Raw genomic sequence first — 23,949 nt, forward strand, 5'->3', positions numbered from 1 at the left:
GATCCGGGTGTCGGGGGTTCAAATCCCCCTCGCCCCACCACTTTCTGTGCGGTGGTAGTCTAGCCTGGTCTAGGACACCGGCCTTCCAAGCCGGTGACCCGGGTTCAAATCCCGGCCACCGCACCAGAAACTTTTCTCTGTGGACTTTTTCTAAAGGTTTGATAAAGGGAGTTTTTACTTGCTCCTTTGGTAGGTATTTCATGATTAAATGCTTTTTGGGCACCGATTAAAGTTGAAGCTCTTAGAAGAGGCCAATTTTTAGTGTTAACCCCTTGAAACTTCTTCCTTGAAGCAAGGCACGTCTAACCTTTTGCTCTTTGAGGAGAAGAACGTTTTTTTTGATCGGACTTTGCTTTGTGAAGTTTGCCTGGCGAAGCTTTTTTCTAATTGCTAAGAAGCAAAAACCCTTTATGGAGTCATTATTTTGCCAGCTCATCCCAGATGCTGTTCACAAGGTTTCTCAGGAAAAACTTTATAAACAGGCTGGGCAACGCTCACCAGTGATTAAAAAACCACCTTTCTTGGAGGTGTTCGCAGTGGAGATGAAGTTCGAGATACCCGTATGCACCTCATGCGGAAAGGAGATAACCCCTAGGGAGCACGCCACTCACTTTGTCTGTCCAAACTGCGGTGAAGCTATTATATGGCGTTGTGAATCTTGTAGAGTACTTAGCATGCCCTACAAGTGCCCCAAGTGTGGCTGGGAGGGGCCGTGAATTAGGAGGTGAAGAAAATGGCTGACTACAACATGGTTGCCGTCGTTAAGGTTATGCCAACCGACCCGGAGGTTAACCTCGACGAGCTCGAGGCAAAGCTCAAGGAGGCACTCCCCGAGAAGTTTGGTTTAGCAAAGGTCGAGCGCGAGCCCATAGCTTTCGGTCTCGTCGCCCTCAAGTTCTACGTCCTAGCTAAGGATGAGGAAGGTTACGACCTCGACCAGGTTCTCGAGGCCTTCAGGAAGGTCGAGAACGTCGAGAGCGCTGAGGTCGAGACCGTTTCGAGGATTTGAATCCTCAACTTTCTTCTATTCTCCGTCATCCTGTTTGTTGCCTCCCATTGCGGTGGGTTGGGGTATGAAGGTTAGGTATGACCCAAAGGCAGATATTCTCTACATCCTCCTAAAGGAGGGTCCAGTAGCTGACACCGATGAGGTTAGTGAAGACGTATGGTTTGAATATGATGAAAAAGGGAAAGTTATAGGAATAGAGATATGGAACGCAGGAGAGAACATCATTAGGAAGAGCCTACTGGAAATAGAACGCTACACAAAAGGGTTGAAAAACGAAGTGAAAGTTTAAAGCCCCAAGCTCAGGCTTAGCTTCGGCCTCTTCCATTCATCGAGTATCGAGCGAAGCTCCTCGTTTTCGACCTTCGAGTAAAGCTCGTCAAAGCGCTTCTTTGCCCCCTCATCACCGGCTTTCCAGCGCGCCAGTTCGGCTATTGCCCTGAAGAAGTAGGCCGTATCGTCCTCAAAGAGCTCCGCAAATGTCTCCATGTTTCTCGAGATTACATCGTAGGCCTCTTCATTGAACAGCCCCTCGATGAAGTCAACGAGGGTGTCGAAAACGACTCCAAAGATATCATCGCTGACGTTTATTGCTTTGAGCAAGGCCTCGCGGAGGGCCTTGAAGGCCCTGTCGTAATCTTCTCTTCCGGCGTGGATTTCGGCCTCAACAAGCTTGGCGTTAATCTCTATCTCGTCGTCCCTCGGGTTCCTGAGGACTTCTCTTATTAACTCCTCGGCTTTCTCGTAGTCCCCAAGCTCGTAGTGGAAGTGGGCCAAATCGAGGAGGCTTATCAGCCTGTTCTTCTCGTCGTTTATGCGCTCGAATATCTCCCTCGCGCGTTCCATCAGTTCTATTGCCTTCTCCGTTTCGCCGAGCTCGTCGTAGTTGACCGCGAGGTTCGCTAAGGTTAGAGCAATCTCCTTGTCGTTCTTAAGGACATTCTCCTCGTGCTCGAGAAGCTTCTGGTATGTTTCTATGGCCTCCTTCGGCATTCCAAAGTGCTCGTAGGCATCGGCCAGGTAGTAAAGGGCAGTTGCGTACTCCTCTGGATCGTCCTTCTTCCCCTCAACGACTCTCCTGTAGAGCTCTATTGCGCTTTCAACATTGTCCAGATGGGCGTAAACGTGGGCAATCTCGTGAAGGAGGTCGTAGGGGTCGTCACATTTTATTGCCACTTCCCCGAGCCTCTTAAGTTCCTTTCTCAGCTCCTCTTCGCTCTCGATGGAGTCAATGTAATCGTCAAAGAGCTCAAGCAACTTCTCGCAGTCTTTTTCGGCAAGAGCCTTCTCCCATTCATCTTTGAGGTTCATTTCACATCACCGCCCTTCGGTTCCTCTAAAGGGTTAAAAAGCTATGGCCCATCAAAACCGGGGAGGCTTGGAGTGGGTCGTAAGTCTTTCAAAGTTTTCAATTAGATTTTGACAGTTTAACAACTAATTGTCGCAATTAAAATAACTTTCTCCCTTTGCCGTCATTTTGATTGACGAATATCCCATTAATTGTGAGAAAACACGATAGTTTAGGGTAAACTTTCTGGACAATTGGACATTTTGTCCATTGGTTCAACGTGAAAGGTTATATCTCACATCGCCAGTTCAACACATGGATAATTTATCCAGGTGGTGCAAATGGAAGAAGTGAGAAGGGACATAATACAGGAGTACGCAGGCTGGAGCAGTCTCGACGTGCTTGAAAACGCGAACCGCTATCCCGGCCCAACGGGTTTCTTCGCCTACGTTATGGAGGAGGCCCTGAAGGAGAGCATCTCGCTAGTCCCAAAGGAAGGGAGAGAGGCTCACTTCTCGGGCGATATCTACATCCACAAGCTCCCCTACAGCCTCTACATCCCCTACTGCACGGGCCACAGTACCGCCAGACTCCTCGAGAAGGGCCTCAGAACGCCGACGATAGTGTCGAGGCCGGCCAGACATTTTGATACCTACGTTGACCACATAGCGAACTACCTCATAACCATGCAACACTACTTCAGCGGTGCCCAGGCTTTGAGCTCTGTGGAGTGGTATGCGGGGCCGTTCATCAGGAAGGAAGGCCTGGACAGGCGTAAAATCAGACAGAACATTCAGAGGCTTGTTTACAACCTCAACTACCCGAGCAGGGTCGGAATGCAGACCCCCTTCACGAACTTCACCGTAACGCTCGACGCCCCGAAGAAAATGCTTGAAGGCGATTACGCGGTTTACGACGGGAAAAGGCTCGAACCCCTTGGCGAGTACGAGAGGGAAGCGAAGGAGTTTTTCATAGCCCTTACCGAGGTTCTCAGGGAAGGAGACGCTCTCGGACAGCCATTCACCTTCCCGATTCCCACAATAATGGTTACGGCCAAGATGCTTTGGGACGATCCGGAGGTGTTTGAAGCCGTTTTCCAAACGGCCGCCAAGAGAGGAAGCTTCTACTGGCTCAACACGAACGTCGTTGACCCCGACGCGAGCTACGCGATGTGCTGCAGAATAGCCATAGACAAGACCGAGATGGCCTTTGCCTTCGGAGTATCCGGGAAGAGCGCTGAAGAAGAGGCTATAGAGAGGCTTGAAAGACAGCGCTTCGGCGGCCTCTGGGCGATGCCCGACGTCACAGGCTCGGTGAACGTGACCACCGTCAATCTGCCGAGGCTCGCCCTGAAGGCCAGAGGAGACGACGACAGGTTCTGGGATGAATATGAAAGAATCCTCGAAACAGTGAGGAGAACGACGGACTGGTTCAGGGAGCGCTACGTGAGGCTGATAACGAACTACCGGCAGATGTATCAGATGATTCACCTCTACCTCGAGGAGTTCCCGTCCAGCCACTTTAACACCATCGGAATCCTCGGTTTGCCTGAAGCGGCCGCGATTTACCTCAACGAACCGAAGCTCTGGGAAGAAGGCACGAGAAGGGACTGGCTTAACGCGGCTGAGCTCATGAGGGAGATGGTTGAGTTCGCCACTTCCAAAGCTCGCGAGTGGATGCGCGAAAGCGGGACGCCCTGGAACGTCGAGGAGGTGCCGGGAGAAAGCGCCGCCGCTAAACTGGCCGTTAAAGACCTGCACGAGTTCCCGGAGCTCAAGGAGTACCTAAGCGACCCTGAAAACCCGATTTACTCAACCAGTATAGCCCCCTACTACGGCTCCCTCGAGCTGGCAGACAGGATAAGGATTGAGGAGAAAGTTCAAAGGAGCTTCACAGGTGGAGTGATGATGCACGTCTTCCTCGGGGAGGAGCCGGACCCAGAGGCGCTGGCAAAGCTCACAAAGAGGCTCATGAGGACAGAACTGGTTTACTGGAGCTACACTCCGGCCATTACAGTCTGTAACTCCTGTGGATACTCGACTACCGGCCTGTACACCAACTGCCCGCGCTGTGGGAGTGAGAACGTGGAAATATGGAGCAGGATAATCGGCTACTACAGACCGCTCAGGAACTGGAACCCCTTCCGGAAGAGGGAGTTCTGGACGAGGAGGCACTACTCCTCCTGATTTCTTTTTGGAGGTGATTCGATGCTCACGAGTGGCTGGAAGAGCGTCAGCATGGTTGACGTCCACGGTAAGGTCACCTTTACCCTGTGGCTCTGCCTCTGCAACCTCAAGTGTCCCTTCTGCCACAACTGGCGCATAGCAGAGGGTTTTGACTGCTTCCCGTTGGACAGAAAAGCCCTTCTGGAGGAGCTGGAATCGAGCGCCTTCCTCGTTGACTACTTCCACGTCACAGGTGGCGAACCGCTGATGCAGTGGCAGGAGTTAGGAACGCTCTTAGCTGAAGTCAAGCTTCTCAACGTCCCTGTGAGCCTGAACACTAACTTAACCCTCGTCGGCCCGCTGGAGAGGCTTCTGAAAGCTGGACTCGTTGACCACATCGCCACCGACCTCAAGGCACCTCCTGAACTCTACGGTCTCCCTGAAAAACCCTCGAAAAAGCTCTGGGAGCTCTTCCTGAGTGGCCTTGAGCTGGTCTCAAGCTATGGGATTCTACTGGAACTGAGGATTCCCGTGGCGAGAGGGTTAGATGCCTGGCCATGGGTTGAGGAGGGGCTCAAGCATCTCAACACTGACTTCTATGTTGTCCTTAACCCACTAGTAGGAAGGCCCCTAACGAATCCAAGGGATGAAGCCTGGTGCTCAAACCATTGCTGGCCCGAAAAGGAAGTCGAGGAGCTGAGGGAGAGACTGGAGGGGCTGGGTATAGACGTTCACACGAACCACTTTGGAGACACTCCAGCCAAGCGGGTTTCCGTTTCTGTCTGACCTTCAAAACCCAATTCCCGGCGTTTTCTTATTTCCCCGAGACGGGCTATCCATGACCCTGATGGACACCATGACATCCCCGGGCCAGAGGCTCATTACCGAAAAGCTTATAAATAGGCTAAAAGAACGATAGTGCGGAAACACTTAAGGTTACTAAAAGACCTCACCAGCCAGAAAAAGAAAAGGGAGGGGGTGAGGGGAGATGGCCCAGCTTGCAGGCCAGCCGGTTGTTATTCTGCCCGAGGGAACCCAGAGGTACGTCGGAAGGGACGCTCAGAGGCTCAACATCCTCGCGGCTAGAATCGTTGCTGAAACCATAAGGACTACCCTTGGACCGAAGGGTATGGACAAGATGCTCGTCGACAGCCTCGGTGACATCGTCATCACCAACGACGGAGCAACGATTCTCGACGAAATGGACATCCAGCACCCCGCCGCTAAGATGATGGTTGAGGTTGCTAAGACTCAGGACAAGGAGGCTGGCGATGGTACTACCACCGCCGTTGTTATCGCTGGCGAGCTTCTCAAGAAGGCTGAGGAGCTTCTCGACCAGAACATCCACCCGAGCATAATCATCAAGGGTTACGCCCTCGCTGCCGAGAAGGCCCAGGAGATACTCGAGGGCATCGCCAAGGAGGTTAGCCCAGATGATGTTGAGACTCTCAAGAAAGCTGCCGTCACTGCAATCACTGGAAAGGCCGCCGAGGAGGAGCGCGAGTACCTGGCGAACATAGCCGTCGAGGCCGTCAGGCAGGTCGCCGAGAAAGTCGGCGACAAGTACAAGGTTGACCTCGACAACATCAAGTTCGAGAAGAAAGAAGGTGGAAGCGTCCGCGAGACCCAGCTCATCAAGGGTGTCGTCATCGACAAGGAGGTCGTCCACCCAGGCATGCCGAAGAGGGTCGAGAACGCGAAGATTGCCCTCATCAACGAGGCCCTTGAGGTCAAGGAGACCGAGACCGATGCCGAGATAAGGATTACCAGCCCCGAGCAGCTCCAGGCCTTCCTCGAGCAGGAGGAGCGCATGCTGAAGGAGATGGTCGACAAGATTAAGGAGGTTGGCGCCAACGTTGTCTTTGTCCAGAAGGGCATTGATGATCTCGCCCAGCACTACCTGGCCAAGTACGGCATAATGGCCGTGAGGAGGGTCAAGAAGAGCGACATGGAGAAGCTCGCCAAGGCCACCGGCGCTAAGATTGTCACCAACATCCGCGACCTGACTCCAGAGGACCTCGGTGAGGCTGAGCTCGTCGAGCAGAGGAAGGTTGCTGGAGAGAACATGATATTCGTCGAGGGTTGCAAGAACCCGAAGGCCGTAACGATACTCATCCGCGGTGGAACCGAGCACGTCGTTGATGAAGTCGAGAGGGCCCTCGAAGACGCCGTCAAGGTCGTCAAGGACATCGTCGAGGACGGCAAGATACTCCCGGCTGGCGGTGCTCCTGAGATTGAGCTCAGCATAAGGCTCGACGAGTACGCCAAGGAGGTCGGTGGCAAGGAGCAGCTCGCCATCGAGGCCTTCGCTGAGGCCCTGAAGGTCATCCCGAGGACCCTCGCTGAGAACGCCGGACTTGACCCAGTCGAGACCCTCGTCAAGGTAATAGCGGCCCACAAGGAGAAGGGTCCGACCATCGGTGTCGACGTCTTCGAGGGCGAGCCGGCCGACATGATGGAGAAGGGCGTCATCGCTCCGCTCAGGGTCACCAAGCAGGCCATTAAGAGCGCCAGTGAGGCCGCGATAATGATACTCAGAATCGACGACGTCATCGCTGCCAGCAAGCTCGAAAAGGACAAGGAAGGGGAGAAAGGAGGAAGTAGTGACTTCGGTAGCGACCTCGACTGAAGTCTTCTAACTTTTTAGTCTTTCAATATCTTCTTCAAGTTTCTTCAGCTTCCCCTTAAACCTCCTCAGCTGGTCGTTGGCTATCCTCACGATTCTTTCGATGTATTCCTCGCCAACCCAGAGCTCGCCGTTCTCACCGAGGGGAACGTCCATTCTCTCCGTGGAGCGTATCTCGACGAGTAACTTTTTGTGGCTCACGCTCTTTATGTTGCTGTATTTAAAGCCGAGGCCAATGGCAAGGTTGAGCAACCTAACGGCATCCTCCATTGTTCTGGCCGAAACGTGCAGGATTGGGCTCCTCACCAGAAACCAGAGCTGGCCCGATTTGTGTTTCCTAACCGCCTCAAGGACTTCCTCCACGGAAACCTCGCGGTGCCACTTGCCGAGCCAGACCGAGTTGAGCTTATCTCCAAAATGTGGCATCTCCATGACGGAAATCCTGCCCGAGCACGAGCTCGTTGTGAAGTAGCTTTCCAGTGCGTTCAGTTTCTCAAGCAGGGGTATTATGTCGCGGTCGACCTTGTCTTCTTCCAAAGCCCTTCTCAGGCTTTCCATTGCCTTGGCCTTCTGCTCTTCGAAGTTCTTGGTGTAGAGGAACATGGTGGTTGGTCTCGTGGTGAATATTTAAACTTTAACGCTCAAGAAGAATCAACCTAAGGCTTGATACCTCTGCGATTGCCAGAAAGTCCGAGTCGTAAGTTATTAGCTCTTCTCCACGGTTTATGCACATAGAAGCGATTAGAAGGTCTGCAAATCCCTGTGGATTGCCCTTTTTGAGGAGTTTCTCTTGAAGTCTATGGGCGAATAATCGTCTAGAGTTGGGAATAAGACGTTTCCGCTGAACTTTGAATACCTTACAATCTGTGGAAACTCGACAAAAGTCACTCCTGTAATATCTTCTGGAATTTCCTATCTTTTTCTCACTCGCTCAATGACTACGTTGGTATCTAAGACAGCCACTTCAATCGCCTTCTGTCCATTTCCCTGATGTTTTCAATCTTTTGGGGCACCTCGATTTCCTCTCCGGTCTCCGACATGCCTATGAGTTCCCGGAGTTCGTCTACGCTCATTTTCCCTGGAGAGCTCTCAATCAGTGCCCGTATAAATGCATCTTTAAACTTCTTCTCATCTACCCACTCGGGGACCGATATTGTGATTACTTTTCCCATTTCCTTCCCCATAAGCATTTCTGTCCTGAAGAATTTTAATGTTTTCCATTAAGATTTCTAGAATCAACAACCGTCTCCCTCTCCTTCACGAACTCAATCAGCCGTTTGTAAGTTGGATGAACACTCAGCGTTGAGGAGTCGCCGATAATAATAAGCTTTCTCTTCGCCCTTGTCAGCGAGACGTTTAAACGTCTCAAGTCCTCCAGAAAGCCGAGCCGACCCTTTCTGTTGGAGCGGACAAAGGAGAGAACGATTGTCTCCTTCTCCCTGCCCTGGTAGCCATCAACCGTCTTCACCTCAATCTCCTCGGGAAGGAGGGAGCTTATTAAATCCCTCTGGTCGTCGTATGGCGTTATAACTCCAATCCACTCCGGTTTAACGCCGAGTTTTAGGAGCCTCTCGATTGTCTCCATAACGAGATGGGCCTCAAGGGGGTTTTCCCTGCTCTCGCTTCCTCGTCTCTGCCTCTCGAAGCGGTTTTCAAGGGATGATGTATCTATAAAGACGAGGACGTTCTCAGGCCTTGTGACATCGCTCCACCCGTCGTTTTCCTCTGGACTGCTCACTCCAAGGTCGGCCAGCGTTATATTCCTCACGCTCTCATCGGCTTTGACCTTTCCCTCGTAGAACTCCCTGCTGGGAAACTCCATTAGCCTTTCGTTCATCCTGTACTGAACTGTCAGCATCTCGCTTTTCCACGGATAGCGCTCGATGAGGCCCTCGAAGAGGGTTTTGCTCAGCTCTCTGGCTTTCTCGCTCAGTATAGTCGGCGGAAGCTGTTTGTGGTCTCCAGCCAAGACGAAGCGCCTGGCGCGGTTTATCGGAATTAAAACGCTGGGTATCGTTGCCTGAGTTGCTTCATCTATTATCGCGACGTCGTAGGAACCGTAGTCAACGACATCGAGGCCGGCCGATGCGTTCGTTGTCAAAACCACGTCGGCTTTCCTTATAATCTCCCTTGCGATTCTCTCCTCGAGCTTTCTTGCGTCTTCAAACGTTTTGCTTACCTGCTCGTTTAGTTTAATCCACTCGGCCATCTCTCGGATTAGCCTAGCTGGAATGCCCCTCGTTCCTATGCCCCTAGATGCCAGCCTTAAAATATCGCGGTCGCTCAATCCACGCCGGTACTTGGGGGCGGGCTTTGTGAAGGTGTCCCTCTTTTCCTTCAAGTTCTGGCCGATTACGCGGAGTTCCCTAAGCTCGCCGTAGAGCTCGTGCTGGGTTATGAGGTAAGCAAGGGTCGTTTCGTGGAGGGCTTTTGAGACCCTGCTTGGATGTCCGATACGAACGACCTTGAGGCCAGAATCAACGAGCCTTTCTACAAGGTTGTCAACTGCAACGTTGCTCTCAGCAGTGGCCAGAACTTTATGGCCCCGCTCAACCTCCTGCCGTATCAGTTCCACGAGAGTTCTGGTTTTGCCTGTTCCAAAGGGGCCGTGGATTAGAAAGAAATCGGGACTTCCAAGGGCCTTTGCAATGGCCTTTCTCTGGCTCGCGTTCAGGTTTTTATCAAAGGGTCTGAACTCGACTTCTTTACCTTCTTCCGGTTCCCTCAGGCCCAGATAAAGTTCAAGGGCTCTCCTCCCGCTCTCGCGAAGGTTGTCAAGGTTCTCCAGCCAGCGCCTGAAGGTTATGTCGTTGGCGTAGAGGTCAATCCGAACTCCCCTGAGTGCCCATTCTGGAACGGTTTCGAGGGCAACCGTTAGAAAGCGCTTTCCCTTCTCAACCACGGTCCCTACCAAATCGCTCTTTAGGGGGTCCCTCTTGCTGATTACAACCAAATCGCCGACGCTTATCTCGGTCTTTATTTCCCTATCGCGCCCGTATTTGACGAGAAAGTAGCCGAGCTCCTCGCCTATAATCTTCCCGTTAAGACCTAAGACTGCCCTTCCGAGTTTTTCCCTCTCTCTCCCTGAGAGCCTTCTCATCTCGGCTCTCATGGTATCTATCTCGGCTTTCCTCTCCATCTCGATGAGGGTCTTGAGGTGAGAGATGAACTTGGTAAGGACTTTGTTTTCAGCCATTTTTCCTCCCGTTTCGGGAAAGAAAAAGCAGCTTAAAAGATTGAGGGTGGTCAGCCCATGCGAGTCTCCTCACCGCTCGGGCGAAACTTCCTTCATCATCCCGGAAGAAATAGTAAGGAGAATAGTTAAAAATATAGCTAATACAGGAGGGCAATCAGGTCTCTATGGAACGACTTTATTGCTTTCCACTCGGATTCCCCTATACTACCGCTCCATGAAACTCGCTGATAAAAGTGCTCGAGTTCGTTGAGCAAGTGCTCGATGCATTCCCGTCTCCTGCCGTCCACGTTTCTCTCTAAGAGCTTCCCCCTTAGGAAGGGCATGACTTCAGACGGTCTGCCAAGACCAGCCCAGAAAAGACCTTCTTTCAATACCTCATATAATATCTCCTCAAAGCTGAAACTTTCACTAACGTTTCCAGCGGAGGGTTTGGCCCTCCCCCCTAGCTATACTTTGCACAACAGCTTCCATAGGAATCACCGTCCATAAGACGTTTAGAACCTATATCAACTTTTTGGGAAGTACTCTGAAAATATGACAAAAACATGGAAAAATTCGGAAGATACTTGAACTTTTTCCTATAGTTTTTCTTTTTTTCGCTATTATGCCAATGCCAGCACGAGAATTACGGCCAGCACTGGGGCAATGTAGGAGAGGGCTATCACGAGCTTTTTCATGCTATCACCGTGTCCGAATGTACACATTTGTTTAAAAGCTTTACGTTTGTAAAGTGAACTAGAATGGGCATTTTGGTTTGGCGTGTTTCCTTTGACTCATTGCCTTGCTAAGGAAACCCTTAAAAATCATAAACAAGTTCACGTTAAAAAGGGCGCGGAGGTTTGGAAATTATGGGGGAGTTTGAACAAAAACTTGTTAATGCCATCAAGGGTTACACCTTCGACGACGTTCTTCTGATACCCCAGGCAACTGAAGTCGAGCCAAAAGACGTTGACGTCTCTACGCGGATAACTCCAAACGTGAGGCTCAACGTACCGATTCTCAGTGCGGCCATGGACACCGTTACGGAGTGGGAGATGGCGGTCGCGATGGCCCGGGAAGGTGGTCTGGGCGTAATCCACAGGAACATGAGCATAAGCGAGCAAGTCGAGCAGGTTAAGAAAGTAAAGCGGGCGGAGCGCTTTATCGTTGAAGACGTGATTTCCATCTCGCCTGAAGAGACCGTTGACTACGCCCTCTTCCTGATGGAGAAGAACGGTATCGACGGTCTTCCTGTCATTAAGGAGGGAAGGGTTGTCGGCGTCATCAGCAAGAAGGACATAGCGGTGAAGCAGGGGAAGCTCGTGAGGGAGGTAATGACGGGCGAGCCGATAACGGTGAGCGAAAGCGTGACCGCCGAGGAAGCCCTCAACCTCATGTTCGAGCACAGGATAGACAGACTGCCGGTGGTCGATGAGGACGGTACACTTGTGGGCATAATCACGATGAGCGACCTAGCAAAGAGGAAGAAGTGGAAGAACGCCGTGAAGGACGAGAACGGTGACCTTCTGGTTGCCGCGGCGGTCGGGCCCTTTGACATAAAGAGGGCAAAGGCTCTCGACAGGGCAGGGGTTGATGTTATAGTTGTGGACACGGCCCACGCCCACAACCTCAAGGCGATTAGGGCCATGAAGGAGATAAGGAAAGCCGTTGATGCCGATTTAATCGTTGGCAACATAGCCAATCCAAAGGCGGTTGATGACCTCACCTTTGCCGACGCTGTAAAGGTTGGAATCGGTCCGGGGAGTATATGCACGACGAGGGTTGTCGCTGGAGTCGGCGTTCCCCAGGTTACCGCCATAGCGCTGGTTGCTGACAGGGCCCAGGAATACGGGCTTTACGTCATAGCGGACGGTGGAATCCGCTATTCCGGCGACATAGTTAAGGCAATAGCCGCTGGAGCTGACGCGGTCATGCTCGGCTCTCTCCTCGCTGGAACCAAAGAGGCTCCGGGCAAGGAGGTCGTTATAAACGGAAGGAGGTACAAGCAGTACCGCGGAATGGGTTCTCTTGGGGCGATGATGAAGGGAGGAGCCGAGAGGTACTACCAGAAGGGCCACATGAAAACCAGAAAGTTCGTTCCCGAGGGCGTTGAGGGGGTAGTGCCTTACAAAGGGCCCGTCAGTGACGTCCTCTACCAGCTCGTTGGAGGTCTTCGCTCGGGAATGGGTTACGTCGGTGCTAAAAACATTCCAGAGCTCAAGGAGAGGGGCGAGTTCGTCATTATAACGCAGGCCGGTGTAAAGGAGAGCCATCCACATGACATACTCATAACCAACGAGGCCCCGAACTATCCGATTGGGAAGTGACGCTTCAGAAAATCGTTTAAGCCCACCTTTTCTTTATCCTCCGGTGGTGAGATGAGAGTTGGAATCGCTGGCGACGGGATAGCCGGCCTGACGTCTGCCATAGCTCTGGCCAAAAGGGGTTTCGAAGTCACTGTCATTGGACCCGGAATCAGGAGGAGCAACTCATACCTTGCCCAAGCGGGGATTGCGTTTCCCCTCCTCGATGGGGATTCCCTTGAAGCCCACGTTTTGGATACAATCAAGGCCGGAAAGTACCTCAACGACCGCGAAACCGTCTGGAGTATAATCTCCAAGGCAAGTGAGGCCTATGACTTTCTGATATCCCTTGGCTTAAAGTTCGAGACGAGCGAAACCGAGGGGGGACATTCTTTCCACAGGGTCTTCACGATAAAGAACGAGACGGGGAAGCACGTTACAAAGCTCCTCTACCTCCGCGCCAGAGAACTTGGAGTGAACTTCGTTAAGGGCCACGTCGAGGAGCTCGCGGTGAAGAGGAGAAAGGCCTACGGCCTTTTCGTCAACGGGGAATTCCTCCACTTCGACGCAACGGTTGTTGCATCGGGCGGTTTTTCCGGTCTCTTCAGGTTTACGGCTGGCTCTCCAGCGAACACAGGTCTGCTCATAGGAGATGCTGTCATGAAGGGCGCCCCGGCAAGGGATTTGGAGTTCGTCCAGTTCCACCCAACGGGCTACATAGGAAGGAGGGGCGTTTTCCTAATCAGCGAGGCTGTTCGCGGTGCCGGGGCGAAACTCGTAACGGAAGACGGCGAGCGCTTCGTTAACGAGCTCTCGACGAGGGACATTGTGGCGAGGGCCATATACAGGCAAATGCAGTCCGGAAAGAGAGTCTTCCTAGATGCCCGTTCGATTGAAAACTTCAAGAGACGCTTCCCCCAGATATACGCCTTCCTGAGGAAGGACGGCCTCGACCCCTCTAGGGACTTAATTCCGGTCTCTCCGATAGCCCATTACACCATGGGCGGAATAGCGGTTGACCTCTGGTACAGAACGGGGATTAGAAACCTCTACGCGATAGGCGAAGCCATGAGCAACGGCTTCCACGGTGCAAACAGGCTGGCGAGCAACTCGCTCCTTGAGTGCATTGTTTCGGGCCTGGAGGTGGCTAGAACTATAGCGAGGGAAAAGCCGAGGTGCAGGGAAGTTAAGGAGCCGGCTTACCACGGCTATGAACCCGGGGACGTTGAGTCCCTCAGGGAGCTCCTCTGGAACCACGCCGGAATCGTCAGGAGTGGCGAGGGCCTTAGAACCGGTCTGAAAAAACTGGAGGGAATCGAGGCCGACCCGAGGCTGAAGCTCTTGGCCAGAGGTGTTCTGGAGTGCGCTTTGGCCAGAGAGGAGAGCAGGGGAAGCCACTACCGCGAGGACTTTCCCGAGATGAGAAAGGCCTTCGAGAGGCCGAGCCTCTTCGACGGGAGGTGCAGACTCTAACCAAAGGTGTCCAAAAACCCTTTTAATTCCCCTCTTCTACCCCCGCTGAAGGGGTGAGAGCATGGAAAATGAGAAGCTAATAGCGGAAATTGAGAGGCTTAAGGAGGAGCGCAACGCGATAATCATGGCCCACAACTACCAGTTGCCTGAGGTTCAGGACATAGCCGACTTTCTGGGGGACAGCCTCGAACTCGCGAGGAAAGCCGTCAACGTTGATGCAGATGTGATAGTCTTCGCCGGTGTTGATTTCATGGCCGAGACTGCCAAAATCCTGAACCCCGAAAAGACGGTTCTCCTTCCGACGAGAAGGGCAACCTGCGCCATGGCCAACATGCTCAGGACGGAGCACATCCTCGAGGCGAAGAAGATGTATCCAGATGCTCCAGTGGTCCTCTACGTCAACAGCTCCGCCGAGACGAAGGCTTTAGCTGATGTAACCGTCACTTCCGCCAACGCAGTCAAAATCGTCTCGAAACTCGATTCCGATGTGGTAATCTTCGGCCCGGACAAGAACCTCGCCTACCACGTGGCCAAGCAGACCGGGAAGAAGGTTATACCCGTCCCCGAATACGGACACTGCTACGTCCACAAGAAGTTCACCGTTGAGGATGTGGAGCGCGCGAGGAAGCTTTATCCAAACGCCAAGCTTATGGTTCACCCGGAGTGCGAGCCGGAAGTGCAGGAGAAAGCCGACATAATCGTCTCCACGGGCGGAATGATAAGGCACGCCCCCGAACACGATGAGTGGGTCGTCTTCACCGAGAGGGAGATGGTCTACCGGCTGAGCAGGCTCTATCCCTCCATAAAGTTCCACCCCGCGAGGGAAGACGCGACCTGCATCGGGATGAAGGCGATAACGCTCAACCACATCTACGAGTCCCTCCGCGACATGAAGCACGCCATAGAGGTTCCGGAAGAGATAGCCGAAAAAGCCCGGAAAGCCATCGAGAGAATGCTTGAGATGAGCTGAGTTGCTAAGCCCGGAGTGAAAGATTTGAGGGTTTTTGTTAAGCCCGGAGGGAAAGTTCATGGTTCCGTTTTCATATCTCCTTAAGTTCATCGAGGAGGACGCTCCCTTTGGGGACATCACGAGCGAGGCTGTTATTCCGGAAGGTGTCAGGGCAAAGGCCGTTGTCTTGGCCAAACAAGAAGGTGTTATAGCGGGCGTTGAGGAAGCCAAAGCCCTATTCGAGCACTTCGGCGTTAAAGTCGAGGTTAAAAAGCGCGACGGCGAGGAAGTTAGGAGGGGCGACGTCATTCTTGAACTTGAGGGCGATGCAAGGGCCATCCTGCTAGTTGAGAGGACGGCTTTGAACGTGATGGGAAGGATGAGCGGAATAGCAACGGAAGTCAGGAGGCTCGTTGAGAGGGTTAAAGCCGTCAATCCGAAGGTTAAAATCGCGGGAACGAGGAAGACGTTGCTGAGACCGATAGACAAGAGGGCAATCCTCATCGGAGGTGGCGAGCCCCATCGCTTCTCGCTTAGCGACGCGATACTAATCAAGGACAACCACCTCGCCTTGGTCCCGCTGGGGGAGGCGATAAAAAGGGCAAAGGCCTTCAGCGCTTACAAGGTCATTGAAGTTGAAGTCGAGAGCCTTGAGGGCGCTCTTAACGCCGTTAAAGCTGGGGCCGACGTTGTGATGCTCGACAACATGACGCCTGTGCAGATAGCGAAGACTATAGAAGCTTTAAAGCGCGAAGGCCTCCGTGATAGGGTGAAAATCGAGGTCTCCGGCGGAATAACGCCCGAGAACATCGAGGAATACGCGAAGCTCGACGTTGATGTCATAAGTCTCGGCTATCTGACGCACTCTATCAGGAACTTTGACGTGAGCCTTGAAATCCTTGGTAGGGTTGAGTGAACTCCTTCGGTTTTCCATGACGTTCTTTGAACATTTTTTACGAAAACCCTGCATTGGTGGTGGCAAGGCTTATAATCCACTGAGACGTTCATCTAAATGAGGTGGTGAAGATGAACAAGTTGAAGGTTATCGAGGCTAAGGGAACGGAGAGGCTCAAGAGGGGCTTCGCCAAGATGGTCAAGGGTGGCGTGATTATGGACGTCACCAACGCCGAGCAGGCGAGGATTGCGGAAGAGGCTGGAGCGGTCTCGGTGATGGCCCTCCACAGGGTTCCGGCAGATATCAGAAAGGCCGGTGGCGTTGCCAGGATGGCCCCGATAGAGAAGATTCAGGAGATAATGGATGCTGTAACGATTCCAGTTATGGCGAAGGTGAGGATTGGCCACGTCGCCGAGGCGAGAATCCTCGAAGCACTGGGCGTTGACATGATTGACGAGAGCGAGGTTCTAACTCCGTCCGACCCGTTCTTCCACATAGACAAGCGCGAGTTTAAGGTTCCATTCGTCTGCGGTGCGAGGAACCTTGGCGAGGCCGTCAGGAGGATATGGGAAGGCTCCGCAATGATAAGAACCAAGGGCGAGGCCGGAACTGGAAACATCGTTGAGGCCGTCAGACACGTCCGCCTCGTTGCGGAGGGAATAAGGCAGATACAGGCCATGACCGACGAGCAGGTCTACGGCGTTGCCGAGAAGTTCGCCGAGCCCTACCTGAGGCTCGCCCTCAACGTCAAGGAGATAGCAGGACTTCCGGCGAAGGTTCTCGAGAACGAGCCAATTTACGGCCACTACACCTACCGCGAGATAGTTGAGGGCCTCTACAAGGTTCTTCTGGAGATTAAGAAGCTCGGTCGCCTTCCGGTTGTGAACTTCGCGGCCGGAGGTGTTGCCACCCCAGCGGACGCGGCACTTATGATGCAGATGGGAATGGACGGTGTCTTCGTTGGTTCCGGAATCTTCAAGAGCTCCAACCCGGAGAAGATGGCGAGGGCAATAGTTGAGGCCGTAAACCACTGGGACGAGCCGGACGTCCTCGTCGAGATAAGCAAGGACATTGGCGAACCCATGCGCGGACAGGACATTGAGGAGCTTGAAGTCCGCCTCGAGGAGAGGGGCGTCTGAGCCCTTCCTTACTCTTTTGGAGGGATTGAAATGGTCAAGGTAGGCGTCATAGGCCTCCAGGGGGACGTCAGCGAGCACATCGAGGCGAGCAGGAGGGCCCTGGAGAACCTCGGCGTCTCCGGGGAGGTAATCTGGCTCAGGAAGCCAAACCAGCTGGAGGGGATTTCCGCAATCATAATCCCCGGTGGAGAAAGCACCACCATCTCGCGTCTGATGGTCAAGAACGGCCTCCTTGAGCCAGTCAGAAAGCTCGGCGAAGAGGGCCTTCCGATAATGGGCACCTGCGCAGGCCTGATAATGCTCTCGAAGGAGGTTATCGGTGCCACTCCAGAGCAGAGGTTCCTTGAGCTCCTCGACGTTAAGGTGAACAGAAACGCCTACGGCAGGCAGGTGGACAGCTTTGAAGCGCCGATAAGGCTCGCCTTCAGCGACGAGCCCTTCACGGGTGTCTTCATCCGCGCCCCGAGGATAGTCGAGCTTTTGAGCGACAGGGTAAAGCCGATAGCGTGGCTCGGCGACAGGGTTGTAGGTGTGGAGCAGGACAACATAATCGGCCTTGAGTTTCACCCGGAGCTGACCGACGACACGAGGGTTCACGAGTACTTTTTGAAGAAGGCCCTGTGAGAATACTTTTTATTTTAACTTTTGAGAGTTTTGCAAATTGAACTTACGAACAAAAATATTTATACATCTTCATCTATTTTTGCTTCGATGATACCATGAGGACTCTGAGAAAATCCGTACTTGCTCTATTAATCATCATTTTGATTGTGTTGGCTTCGGGGTGTCTAACAGGGACGACTTCCACCCAGAAATCGAAAATGACGAGCAAGGCTCCAAGCACCCCAGCGGTGTCCAGGGTGGAGACCTCGAATACCTCGGTACTTACCGTCGAGATAAACCCAAATCTGGAGCTGTTTGCGGTGATTTATATTCTTGCCTTCAATGGAAGCGACCCCTTTATAATGGCCCCTCCCAGCTACATCAAGGATGCCCTGACGTATTTCGCCCCATACAAAGATAGCGAGGCCGTTAAAGACGTGCGGGAGACTTTCAATTCTTCACTCCCCTTTTATACAAGGGACGAAGCAATAATGGCCCTGAGCACGAGATTAGCCAAGTTGAATTACCTCGGGAATATCACCAACGACACTGCCCTTGGTCTCGATTTGAGGCTTTTCGCGGAGTTCGCCAGGGAGAGCAACTTTGAGGCTTTCTATCGGGCGCATCTGAAGGACTATGAGCGCTCGATTTCAAACCTCTCCAAGATTCTCTCCCGGGCACCCCGGTGGTACTGGCACCTCTTCGGGAGGGATTACACAAGGTTCAGGGTTGAGGCATCGTATTCGTTGAGGATACATCCCCACAGTGTTGGTGAGAACGGGACCGTGTACTACATTGGGTTTATCCCCCGAGATATGGACCCCTCTAAAGCTCATGAATTGGCTCTTGTAATACTCCATGAGTTTGCACACCCATTCGTGGAGGATTTTCTGAAGGAAAACTTTCAGCTTTTTAGGAACATGAGTTACTACCTGAACGAGATTAGAAGCGAACTGCCCTTCACAACCAGTTATGATGTGGATCACTACGGGACCTTTTACAACTACCTCGATGAGCTCTTCACAGAAAGCGTGGCCGAGTACATAGGGCTGAAGTGCGGGATACCGGAGGATTACGTTACCCTTTACCGGCTTACCATGTCGGTGCCACTGTTCCCGCTCTCCAAGTTCTTTGAGGAGTATAGTCACATGGAAAAATCCGGAATGAAGGTGTCGGAATACGCCCCAATCTTTGCGAGGCACATGGCAGAGTGGGCAACTCCAGAAAACGTGAGTGCCCTCTACTGGGAGGTTACTCCGGTCACGTGGGTTCATGAGACGAACAGCATACTCTTCAATGGAAAAGTGGTGATAGTCTACGGAACCTCTGGAAGCGAAAAGGCTCTGGCGGAATTCCTTGAAAAGACCCTCAAGCGGGGCTACCTTCAAGGATACGGGCAGGCTCCCTCCATTGTTTTGAAGGAAGTCGATGAACTGACTCCTGATGACATGAAAACCAACTTAATCCTCATCGGCACTCCCGAGACGAACGAACTCGTTGAAAGGCTCAACGACAGACTGCCGGTGAAGTTCCTCTTCAACGGTTCGTGGACACTTGGACGGAGCAATGATTCCGTGGGCAAGTTTTTTGCCTTCAAGATAACCAACGAATCCGTGATTTCACTCCCGCTGAACGCTCCGGTCCCGTCCCAATGGGGCCTCATAGAGACCATAAAGAACCCTTGGAATAGTGACACGTACATCACCGTAATCGCCGGAACGGACGAATCCTTGATGGGGGAGGTAATCCGCAAAGGCAGAGTGGAGAGTTACACCATCATCGGAAGGAATTACCTAGAAGTTGGATTTTACATTGAGAGGGGCGGTGAGAGATGAGGAGGATTTGGGCGCTTTTAATGGTTATTGTCCTCCTGGTTCTCCCTGCTTATTATTTCATCAACCATAGTACGGGTGAGAAGACTACTCTCCAACTGGACCTTTCGCCTGTGGTTGAATGCAACGACAGTGTCTGCATCGAGATAAATCCCTATATCGAGCTGACGGATGTTGTTTTCCACCTCGCGGGCTGGAACTCCGGCAACGTTACTCCCTACTCTCAAGAAGTTGAGTCTTACTTCTCTCCATACAAGAACCACAGAGCGATACTTCTCGCCAAAAAAGCCCTGAGAGAGGGTTTAGAGTACGACGCCATCTCCAAGTTTGCAATTGAGCTGAACTCAACGGAGTGGAGCCCTTATATTGTGAGAAGAGTCCATGGAAACGAAAAGCTCCTCAACGAGCTTTCCATAGCGATAAAAGATTTCGCCCGAGAATTGAACTTTTCAACCTTCTACGAGAGTCATCGAGATTTTTACAAGGAACAGATAAGACTGTTTTTAAAGGAGAATTCCGATGTTCTTAGCCTTCCTCACTTTGAGGAGATGTTCTTTGGAGAGAAGAAAAAGCGCTGGGTTTTCATTCTCCAGCCCCTTGAGATGTACTACAGCTACAGTGGCTGGAAGAACAATACGGTTTACGCCTTTATTGGCATCTGTTCAGTCTCCAATGAGACTACATCATACTGCGGTGCCTCCGCCCACGAGCTCGCCCACAGCTTTGTTAATCCAGCTGTGGACAGGCACTACAGGGAGTTTAAAGGGTACAGGAAAATGTTCTCCCCCGTAAGGAATATCATGACTTCCATGGGATACTCGAGCTGGAAGACCTACCTTGACGAGACCCTCGTGAGGGCGTTTGAGGCTTACTACATCCTCAAGACGGAGGGAAACCAGAGCGCTGAGAGGTTCATAAAGAGCCAAGAAGCCCTTGGGTTTTACCTTGTTGGAAGGGTTTACAGGGCTTACATAACGGACTACCTGCCTAACCGGGAGAAATACCCAACCTTTGAGAGCTTCATGCCCGAACTTGCAAGGCTAATGGGAAACTGGTATAGGGAGGACTTCTGGAGGAACGTTTCACCGGAGCCAACAATCAGAATGGTTTTCATAGCGTTTAAAACGAAGGGCGTTAAGGTGTATTCTCCAAACCTCTCGGAGAGCACGTATGTGAGAAGTTACTTTGAGACCCTCAGAAAGGCGGGCTTTAAGGTAAGCTTTACAGAGAAACTCGAAAGTGGCAACCTTATTGTAATCGCGCCGTTAAACTCTTCCCTCGTCCGGAAGCTCAACAGGTACGTGGAGATAAGGAACAATTCCATCGTTCTCGATGGTGTCGAGTACTCCAAGGGAGTTTTCCTTGTTGAGGCCCTTAGGAATCCAGAGGGGAAAGGATTCGTCCTATTAATTGCGGGAACGCCGGACGTGTTCAAAAGAAGGCCCTCCAAAAGCGGAGATGAAAATCTGCTGAACTATCATTACTTCATCTACCTGACGAATCTTAAGCGGGCAGTCGCTTTTGGATAAGCACACTTTTCGAGGTGATAGATATGTTCGTCCGCTCGCTCTCCGCGGGAGGCTCAATAGAAGAAATCGGCGGGAAAGCCCATCGTCTGGCCATCTTAACCAGATACTTCAACGTTCCGGAAGGTTTTGTGGTTACCACGAAGGCCTACAAGCTCTGGAAAGAAACCAGAAGCCTACCAGAGGACGTTATTGAGGAAATCAGGGAATACTTTCAATCTCCCTACGTCCTTGAAGGCAGGTTTCCCGTAGTTGTGAGAAGCTCTGCCACCGTTGAGGACAGCGAAAAGGCAAGCTTTGCAGGTGTTTTTGAAAGCGTAACCAACGTGAACTCTTTCGATGAGTTAATCAAAGCGATTGAGCGGGTCTTTAGAAGTGCACAGTCAAGGCGCGTGAAGGAGTACATGAAACACCTTGGAATTAAAAGAGATGTAAAGATGGCGGTCATAGTCCAGAGGCAGATAAGCCCAAAACTCTCCGGTGTACTCTTCACGCGCTCTCCAAGCGACCCTCACAACGCTCTCGCGGAGTTCGTCAAAGGCTCCCCTGAGAAACTCGTGAGTGGAGAATCAAGTGGTGAGCGCCTCATTCTCCCACGCGACCCCTCTAAAGTCAAAGACCCTCTAATGAGAGAACTGGTGGAGATTGGTCTTGAAGTTGAGGAACTCTTTGGCAAACCCCAGGACATCGAGTGGGCCTATGACGAAACCCTCTGGCTCCTCCAGTCGAGGGACGTAACGGTTCTGGCACAAAAGCACGAGGAAGCCAAAGGACTGGAGGAATGGTATCCCCTTAAGGGGGTTCCAGCAAGTCCCGGAAAGGCGAAGGGAAGGGCTTACTTTGTCCTCGATGACCAGCCACCCGAGGAAGCTGAAAAGCTATTCCCTGAAGGGGGAGTACTTGTGACGTACGTTCTTCATGCCGAGTATTACGGCCTCTTCGCGAAGGCCTCTGGAATAGTTACGAAAGTGGACAGCGTTCTCTCTCATCCGGCGATAATCGCGAGGGAACTTGGAATTCCCTGTGTCGTTGGAGTTGACGTTGAGGCAATACGGGACAGGGATGAGGTAATCGTTAATGGGAGTGCTGGAGTTGTCTACGTGAGAAACCCGAGGAAAGTCCTGAGAAAGTTTGAGCTCTGGAAAGCCAGCTATAAGGAAGACGAAATTACAAGGGAGCTTAGAGATGAGTACGTGGAGGCTCTTGAAGAGCTCTCGCCGGAGAAGCTAGAGGAGGTAATCCTCAAGGCGTTTTCACTCGTCAGGAGGTTTTATTCCACGGACCAGGAGAGAGCTTTCAACATATACCACTTCATAAACGATCTCATGGAAGAGGAAACGCCTAGGATTCTTGCCGAGAAGTTCAACGTTGTTGACGTGTTTTCAAGGGCCGAGAAAGGGAAAAGACCGCGAAGCGAGGAGGAGAGAAGACTCTTTGAAATCTACCGCATTCTCAAGGTCTTCATCAACTACACTGACGAAAGGGTAAATGATATCCCAGCTCTCTTGTTTGGTATCCAAAATAACTCAGGGGCGAAATTCTGAATCGTAAGTGATCAGAATGGTATAACACCCCTTTTCATCTTCTTCAATTTCTATTTTCCTTAGTCTGATTCCATAGGTTTTTATTGCGTCCTCTACGATCTCTGGGAGCTCATCTATGAATCCCTTCTTTTTGATCGTCAACATCATTAGGTCTCACCAATGTTTAGAACTTGTTTTAGGATTTTAACCTGTCTCTTTTCAAGACTTCTCTCATCTAAGATAAGAAGTAGCATACCTCTGTAGAATGCCATGTAATCAGACAAAGTTGCTAGAAACTTTAGAACTGATCGGAAATCATTATACATCAGAAGATACTCAAGCCCATCTACAATAACTACTCCCGTGACGTTTTCAAGATATGCCTCTCTGAGATAACCTCTGGCTCGTTCGATTATTTTATGGAGCTGTGTTGGTCTTATGTTTCCAGGATGATCTATCATTGTTAATAAGTGGACCTCCCATTTCTCAGGAAGCTCACTTTTTCGACTAAACGCTAAAACTGGGAAATTTGAAAGAGCATTAGCATATGCTTTAAATTTTTCTGGCGATACAATAAAAACTCCCTCTCGAATAACTTCGGGTTTCTCTGTTTTTCTAAGGTTTTTGAATCTTTCCGAGAATATTATATCAAAGAATGCGAAAACCTCAAGAACGTTTAAGATTGCTCCCAGGGTAAATCCTATCGGGGCAAACCATTCAACAGGTCGAAGAAATGGATAGTCCATTTTGTGTATCCCATGGGCAGTTATAACCGCACTTAGAAGTGTTCCTGACCTTGGATAAAACTTTCTAATACCCCACAAGAAAATACCTGCAAAAGTATAGAAGATTCCAGTAATGCCATATGAGAGGTACATAGGCCTAGATATTGGACTTACCATTGAATAGACAACGACGTAGGCTGAAACTAGAAAGGGCAGACTTAACGCTACAATTCGTAGTGCGCGTACGGGAAATCCTAGAGCCTCTTCGTCAAATAACGTCACAACACCACCTGCCAAAAAAGAAACACCAACTGCCTGAAAAATTGGGACACCCCAGTTGATATTTAGAAATTCTGAAACTATAGAAAGAGAAGACGTCAAGAAGAAAAACGACCAGAAAAGGAGGGATTTTCTTCTGTATTTCTTCCAGCCTGTGAGCAGAAGTATACCTGCTGTTACTTTTAGGGAGAAACTAAGAAACTGAGAAGCTCCCAGTAAGTTCATTCGATCACCATTTGCCTCTAAACAGATTTCCAATTAAAACCTTACGCCCTTGTGGTGAGAATATGGAATTCGATTTTTATACCAAATTTTTAATTTTAAGTTTCACTTTCAACCTTTAGCAAAAGGCTCAGCTGTGTGCAATTGTTTTAATCCATTGGAAGATATCCGAAAAATTTAAAACCCCTTTTTTCTCTATGAACATAATAGAGTCAATGGT

At 51.3% G+C, this 23,949-nt stretch carries 23 protein-coding genes and 1 tRNA gene; 16 read left to right on the forward strand and 8 right to left on the reverse strand.

All coding sequences use genetic code 11. The features are described from left to right. The first annotated feature begins 48 nt into the window (after positions 1–48). The 4 genes from MVG27_RS07490 (at position 49) to MVG27_RS07505 (ending at position 1,298) form a co-directional block, all read left to right on the forward strand. Positions 49–126 (forward strand) — tRNA-Gly (locus MVG27_RS07490). Positions 127–542: 416 nt separating this feature from the next. Further along, positions 543–716, forward strand: coding sequence for a zinc finger domain-containing protein (locus MVG27_RS07495; protein ID WP_297535258.1), 174 nt, complete (start codon positions 543–545; stop codon positions 714–716). A 17-nt stretch (positions 717–733) separates the two neighbouring features. After that, positions 734–1,009, forward strand: coding sequence for an elongation factor 1-beta (locus MVG27_RS07500; protein WP_297556451.1), 276 nt, complete (start codon positions 734–736; stop codon positions 1,007–1,009). 64 nt (positions 1,010–1,073) lie between these two features. After that, positions 1,074–1,298 (forward strand): DUF2283 domain-containing protein, encoded by a 225-nt coding sequence (locus MVG27_RS07505; RefSeq protein WP_297549602.1) that lies wholly within the window; start codon positions 1,074–1,076, stop codon positions 1,296–1,298. On the opposite strand, the gene MVG27_RS07510 is transcribed toward MVG27_RS07505, so the two are convergent. Next, on the reverse strand, positions 1,295–2,317 hold the full coding sequence (locus MVG27_RS07510) for a tetratricopeptide repeat protein (RefSeq protein WP_297549604.1): 1,023 nt from the start codon (positions 2,315–2,317) through the stop codon (positions 1,295–1,297). The two genes, MVG27_RS07505 and MVG27_RS07510, sit on opposite strands and share 4 nt — an antisense overlap. A 318-nt stretch (positions 2,318–2,635) precedes the next feature. Here MVG27_RS07510 and MVG27_RS07515 point away from each other — a divergent pair, with 318 nt between their 5' ends. The 3 genes from MVG27_RS07515 to thsB all read left to right on the forward strand — a co-directional run bounded on the left by MVG27_RS07515 (position 2,636) and on the right by thsB (position 7,088). Continuing rightward, a complete protein-coding gene (locus tag MVG27_RS07515) occupies positions 2,636–4,480 on the forward strand; it encodes an anaerobic ribonucleoside triphosphate reductase (RefSeq protein WP_297549606.1) in 1,845 nt (614 codons plus the stop codon). A 21-nt stretch (positions 4,481–4,501) separates the two neighbouring features. Continuing rightward, positions 4,502–5,245, forward strand: a complete 744-nt coding sequence (locus MVG27_RS07520; protein WP_297549608.1) for an anaerobic ribonucleoside-triphosphate reductase activating protein — start codon at positions 4,502–4,504, stop codon at positions 5,243–5,245. Positions 5,246–5,447: 202 nt separating this feature from the next. Then, the gene (thsB, locus tag MVG27_RS07525) at positions 5,448–7,088 is read left to right on the forward strand and encodes a thermosome subunit beta (protein ID WP_297549610.1); all 1,641 of its coding nucleotides are present in this window, start codon (positions 5,448–5,450) and stop codon (positions 7,086–7,088) included. A 6-nt stretch (positions 7,089–7,094) separates the two neighbouring features. Here the strand turns inward: thsB and MVG27_RS07530 are convergent, their stop codons facing one another. From MVG27_RS07530 to MVG27_RS07545, 5 genes are all read right to left on the reverse strand, one after another. Further along, a complete protein-coding gene (locus MVG27_RS07530) occupies positions 7,095–7,688 on the reverse strand; it encodes a hypothetical protein (protein ID WP_297549612.1) in 594 nt (197 codons plus the stop codon). Between the two features lie 31 nt (positions 7,689–7,719). After that, positions 7,720–7,827 (reverse strand): hypothetical protein, encoded by a 108-nt coding sequence (locus tag MVG27_RS10175; RefSeq protein WP_366078964.1) that lies wholly within the window; start codon positions 7,825–7,827, stop codon positions 7,720–7,722. Further along, entirely contained in the window at positions 7,827–7,973 is a 147-nt protein-coding gene (locus tag MVG27_RS07535) for a hypothetical protein (RefSeq protein WP_297556454.1), read from the reverse strand. The genes MVG27_RS10175 and MVG27_RS07535 overlap by 1 nt, the downstream gene beginning before the upstream one ends. A gap of 62 nt (positions 7,974–8,035) precedes the next feature. Next, positions 8,036–8,269, reverse strand: a complete 234-nt coding sequence (locus MVG27_RS07540; protein WP_297549614.1) for a hypothetical protein — start codon at positions 8,267–8,269, stop codon at positions 8,036–8,038. A 23-nt stretch (positions 8,270–8,292) separates the two neighbouring features. Continuing rightward, entirely contained in the window at positions 8,293–10,281 is a 1,989-nt protein-coding gene (locus MVG27_RS07545; protein ID WP_297549616.1) for an IGHMBP2 family helicase, read from the reverse strand. Between the two features lie 848 nt (positions 10,282–11,129). Between MVG27_RS07545 and guaB the strand changes: the two genes are divergently transcribed. The 9 genes from guaB to MVG27_RS07595 all read left to right on the forward strand — a co-directional run bounded on the left by guaB (position 11,130) and on the right by MVG27_RS07595 (position 22,524). Continuing rightward, on the forward strand, positions 11,130–12,587 hold the full coding sequence (gene guaB, locus MVG27_RS07555; RefSeq protein WP_297549619.1) for an IMP dehydrogenase: 1,458 nt from the start codon (positions 11,130–11,132) through the stop codon (positions 12,585–12,587). A 51-nt stretch (positions 12,588–12,638) separates the two neighbouring features. Continuing rightward, complete coding sequence (locus MVG27_RS07560) at positions 12,639–14,036, forward strand: L-aspartate oxidase (RefSeq protein WP_297549621.1); 1,398 nt, start codon at positions 12,639–12,641, stop codon at positions 14,034–14,036. Between the two features lie 61 nt (positions 14,037–14,097). After that, positions 14,098–15,006: a quinolinate synthase NadA gene (gene nadA / locus MVG27_RS07565; RefSeq protein ID WP_297549623.1), complete on the forward strand. Its 909-nt coding sequence runs from the start codon at positions 14,098–14,100 to the stop codon at positions 15,004–15,006. 58 nt (positions 15,007–15,064) lie between these two features. Then, positions 15,065–15,901 (forward strand): carboxylating nicotinate-nucleotide diphosphorylase, encoded by an 837-nt coding sequence (gene nadC / locus MVG27_RS07570; protein ID WP_297549625.1) that lies wholly within the window; start codon positions 15,065–15,067, stop codon positions 15,899–15,901. Between the two features lie 110 nt (positions 15,902–16,011). Beyond that, entirely contained in the window at positions 16,012–17,019 is a 1,008-nt protein-coding gene (gene pdxS, locus MVG27_RS07575) for a pyridoxal 5'-phosphate synthase lyase subunit PdxS (protein WP_297063386.1), read from the forward strand. 30 nt (positions 17,020–17,049) lie between these two features. Further along, positions 17,050–17,643 (forward strand): pyridoxal 5'-phosphate synthase glutaminase subunit PdxT, encoded by a 594-nt coding sequence (gene pdxT / locus MVG27_RS07580; RefSeq protein WP_297549627.1) that lies wholly within the window; start codon positions 17,050–17,052, stop codon positions 17,641–17,643. Between the two features lie 236 nt (positions 17,644–17,879). Then, on the forward strand, positions 17,880–19,457 hold the full coding sequence (locus MVG27_RS07585; protein WP_297549629.1) for a DUF4932 domain-containing protein: 1,578 nt from the start codon (positions 17,880–17,882) through the stop codon (positions 19,455–19,457). Further along, complete coding sequence (locus MVG27_RS07590; protein ID WP_297549631.1) at positions 19,454–20,983, forward strand: DUF4932 domain-containing protein; 1,530 nt, start codon at positions 19,454–19,456, stop codon at positions 20,981–20,983. Before MVG27_RS07585 ends, MVG27_RS07590 begins: the two co-directional genes overlap by 4 nt. A gap of 23 nt (positions 20,984–21,006) precedes the next feature. After that, a complete protein-coding gene (locus tag MVG27_RS07595; RefSeq protein ID WP_297549633.1) occupies positions 21,007–22,524 on the forward strand; it encodes a PEP/pyruvate-binding domain-containing protein in 1,518 nt (505 codons plus the stop codon). Here MVG27_RS07595 and MVG27_RS07600 read toward each other — a convergent pair. Beyond that, positions 22,507–22,671, reverse strand: coding sequence for a hypothetical protein (locus tag MVG27_RS07600; protein WP_297549635.1), 165 nt, complete (start codon positions 22,669–22,671; stop codon positions 22,507–22,509). The two genes, MVG27_RS07595 and MVG27_RS07600, sit on opposite strands and share 18 nt — an antisense overlap. Continuing rightward, a complete protein-coding gene (locus tag MVG27_RS07605) occupies positions 22,671–23,732 on the reverse strand; it encodes a DUF835 domain-containing protein (protein WP_297549636.1) in 1,062 nt (353 codons plus the stop codon). Before MVG27_RS07605 ends, MVG27_RS07600 begins: the two co-directional genes overlap by 1 nt. Between the last annotated feature and the right edge of the window lie 217 nt (positions 23,733–23,949).

This window comes from Thermococcus sp., assembly GCF_027011145.1.
GTDB lineage: Archaea > Methanobacteriota_B > Thermococci > Thermococcales > Thermococcaceae > Thermococcus.

What these genes read in the sequence shown, in the direction of transcription:
- MVG27_RS07600 (WP_297549635.1), bottom strand. Translation starts at nt 22,671, where the DNA reads ATGATGTTGACGATCAAAAAGAAGGGATTCATAGATGAGCTCCCAGAG.
- thsB (WP_297549610.1), top strand. Translation starts at nt 5,448, where the DNA reads ATGGCCCAGCTTGCAGGCCAGCCGGTTGTTATTCTGCCCGAGGGAACC.
- MVG27_RS07605 (WP_297549636.1), bottom strand. Translation starts at nt 23,732, where the DNA reads ATGAACTTACTGGGAGCTTCTCAGTTTCTTAGTTTCTCCCTAAAAGTA.
- MVG27_RS07520 (WP_297549608.1), top strand. Translation starts at nt 4,502, where the DNA reads ATGCTCACGAGTGGCTGGAAGAGCGTCAGCATGGTTGACGTCCACGGT.
- MVG27_RS07510 (WP_297549604.1), bottom strand. Translation starts at nt 2,317, where the DNA reads ATGAACCTCAAAGATGAATGGGAGAAGGCTCTTGCCGAAAAAGACTGC.
- pdxS (WP_297063386.1), top strand. Translation starts at nt 16,012, where the DNA reads ATGAACAAGTTGAAGGTTATCGAGGCTAAGGGAACGGAGAGGCTCAAG.
- pdxT (WP_297549627.1), top strand. Translation starts at nt 17,050, where the DNA reads ATGGTCAAGGTAGGCGTCATAGGCCTCCAGGGGGACGTCAGCGAGCAC.
- MVG27_RS07500 (WP_297556451.1), top strand. Translation starts at nt 734, where the DNA reads ATGGCTGACTACAACATGGTTGCCGTCGTTAAGGTTATGCCAACCGAC.
- MVG27_RS07545 (WP_297549616.1), bottom strand. Translation starts at nt 10,281, where the DNA reads ATGGCTGAAAACAAAGTCCTTACCAAGTTCATCTCTCACCTCAAGACC.
- MVG27_RS07590 (WP_297549631.1), top strand. Translation starts at nt 19,454, where the DNA reads ATGAGGAGGATTTGGGCGCTTTTAATGGTTATTGTCCTCCTGGTTCTC.
- MVG27_RS07560 (WP_297549621.1), top strand. Translation starts at nt 12,639, where the DNA reads ATGAGAGTTGGAATCGCTGGCGACGGGATAGCCGGCCTGACGTCTGCC.
- MVG27_RS07515 (WP_297549606.1), top strand. Translation starts at nt 2,636, where the DNA reads ATGGAAGAAGTGAGAAGGGACATAATACAGGAGTACGCAGGCTGGAGC.
- nadC (WP_297549625.1), top strand. Translation starts at nt 15,065, where the DNA reads ATGGTTCCGTTTTCATATCTCCTTAAGTTCATCGAGGAGGACGCTCCC.
- nadA (WP_297549623.1), top strand. Translation starts at nt 14,098, where the DNA reads ATGGAAAATGAGAAGCTAATAGCGGAAATTGAGAGGCTTAAGGAGGAG.
- MVG27_RS07530 (WP_297549612.1), bottom strand. Translation starts at nt 7,688, where the DNA reads ATGTTCCTCTACACCAAGAACTTCGAAGAGCAGAAGGCCAAGGCAATG.
- guaB (WP_297549619.1), top strand. Translation starts at nt 11,130, where the DNA reads ATGGGGGAGTTTGAACAAAAACTTGTTAATGCCATCAAGGGTTACACC.
- MVG27_RS07595 (WP_297549633.1), top strand. Translation starts at nt 21,007, where the DNA reads ATGTTCGTCCGCTCGCTCTCCGCGGGAGGCTCAATAGAAGAAATCGGC.
- MVG27_RS07505 (WP_297549602.1), top strand. Translation starts at nt 1,074, where the DNA reads ATGAAGGTTAGGTATGACCCAAAGGCAGATATTCTCTACATCCTCCTA.
- MVG27_RS07495 (WP_297535258.1), top strand. Translation starts at nt 543, where the DNA reads ATGAAGTTCGAGATACCCGTATGCACCTCATGCGGAAAGGAGATAACC.
- MVG27_RS07540 (WP_297549614.1), bottom strand. Translation starts at nt 8,269, where the DNA reads ATGGGGAAGGAAATGGGAAAAGTAATCACAATATCGGTCCCCGAGTGG.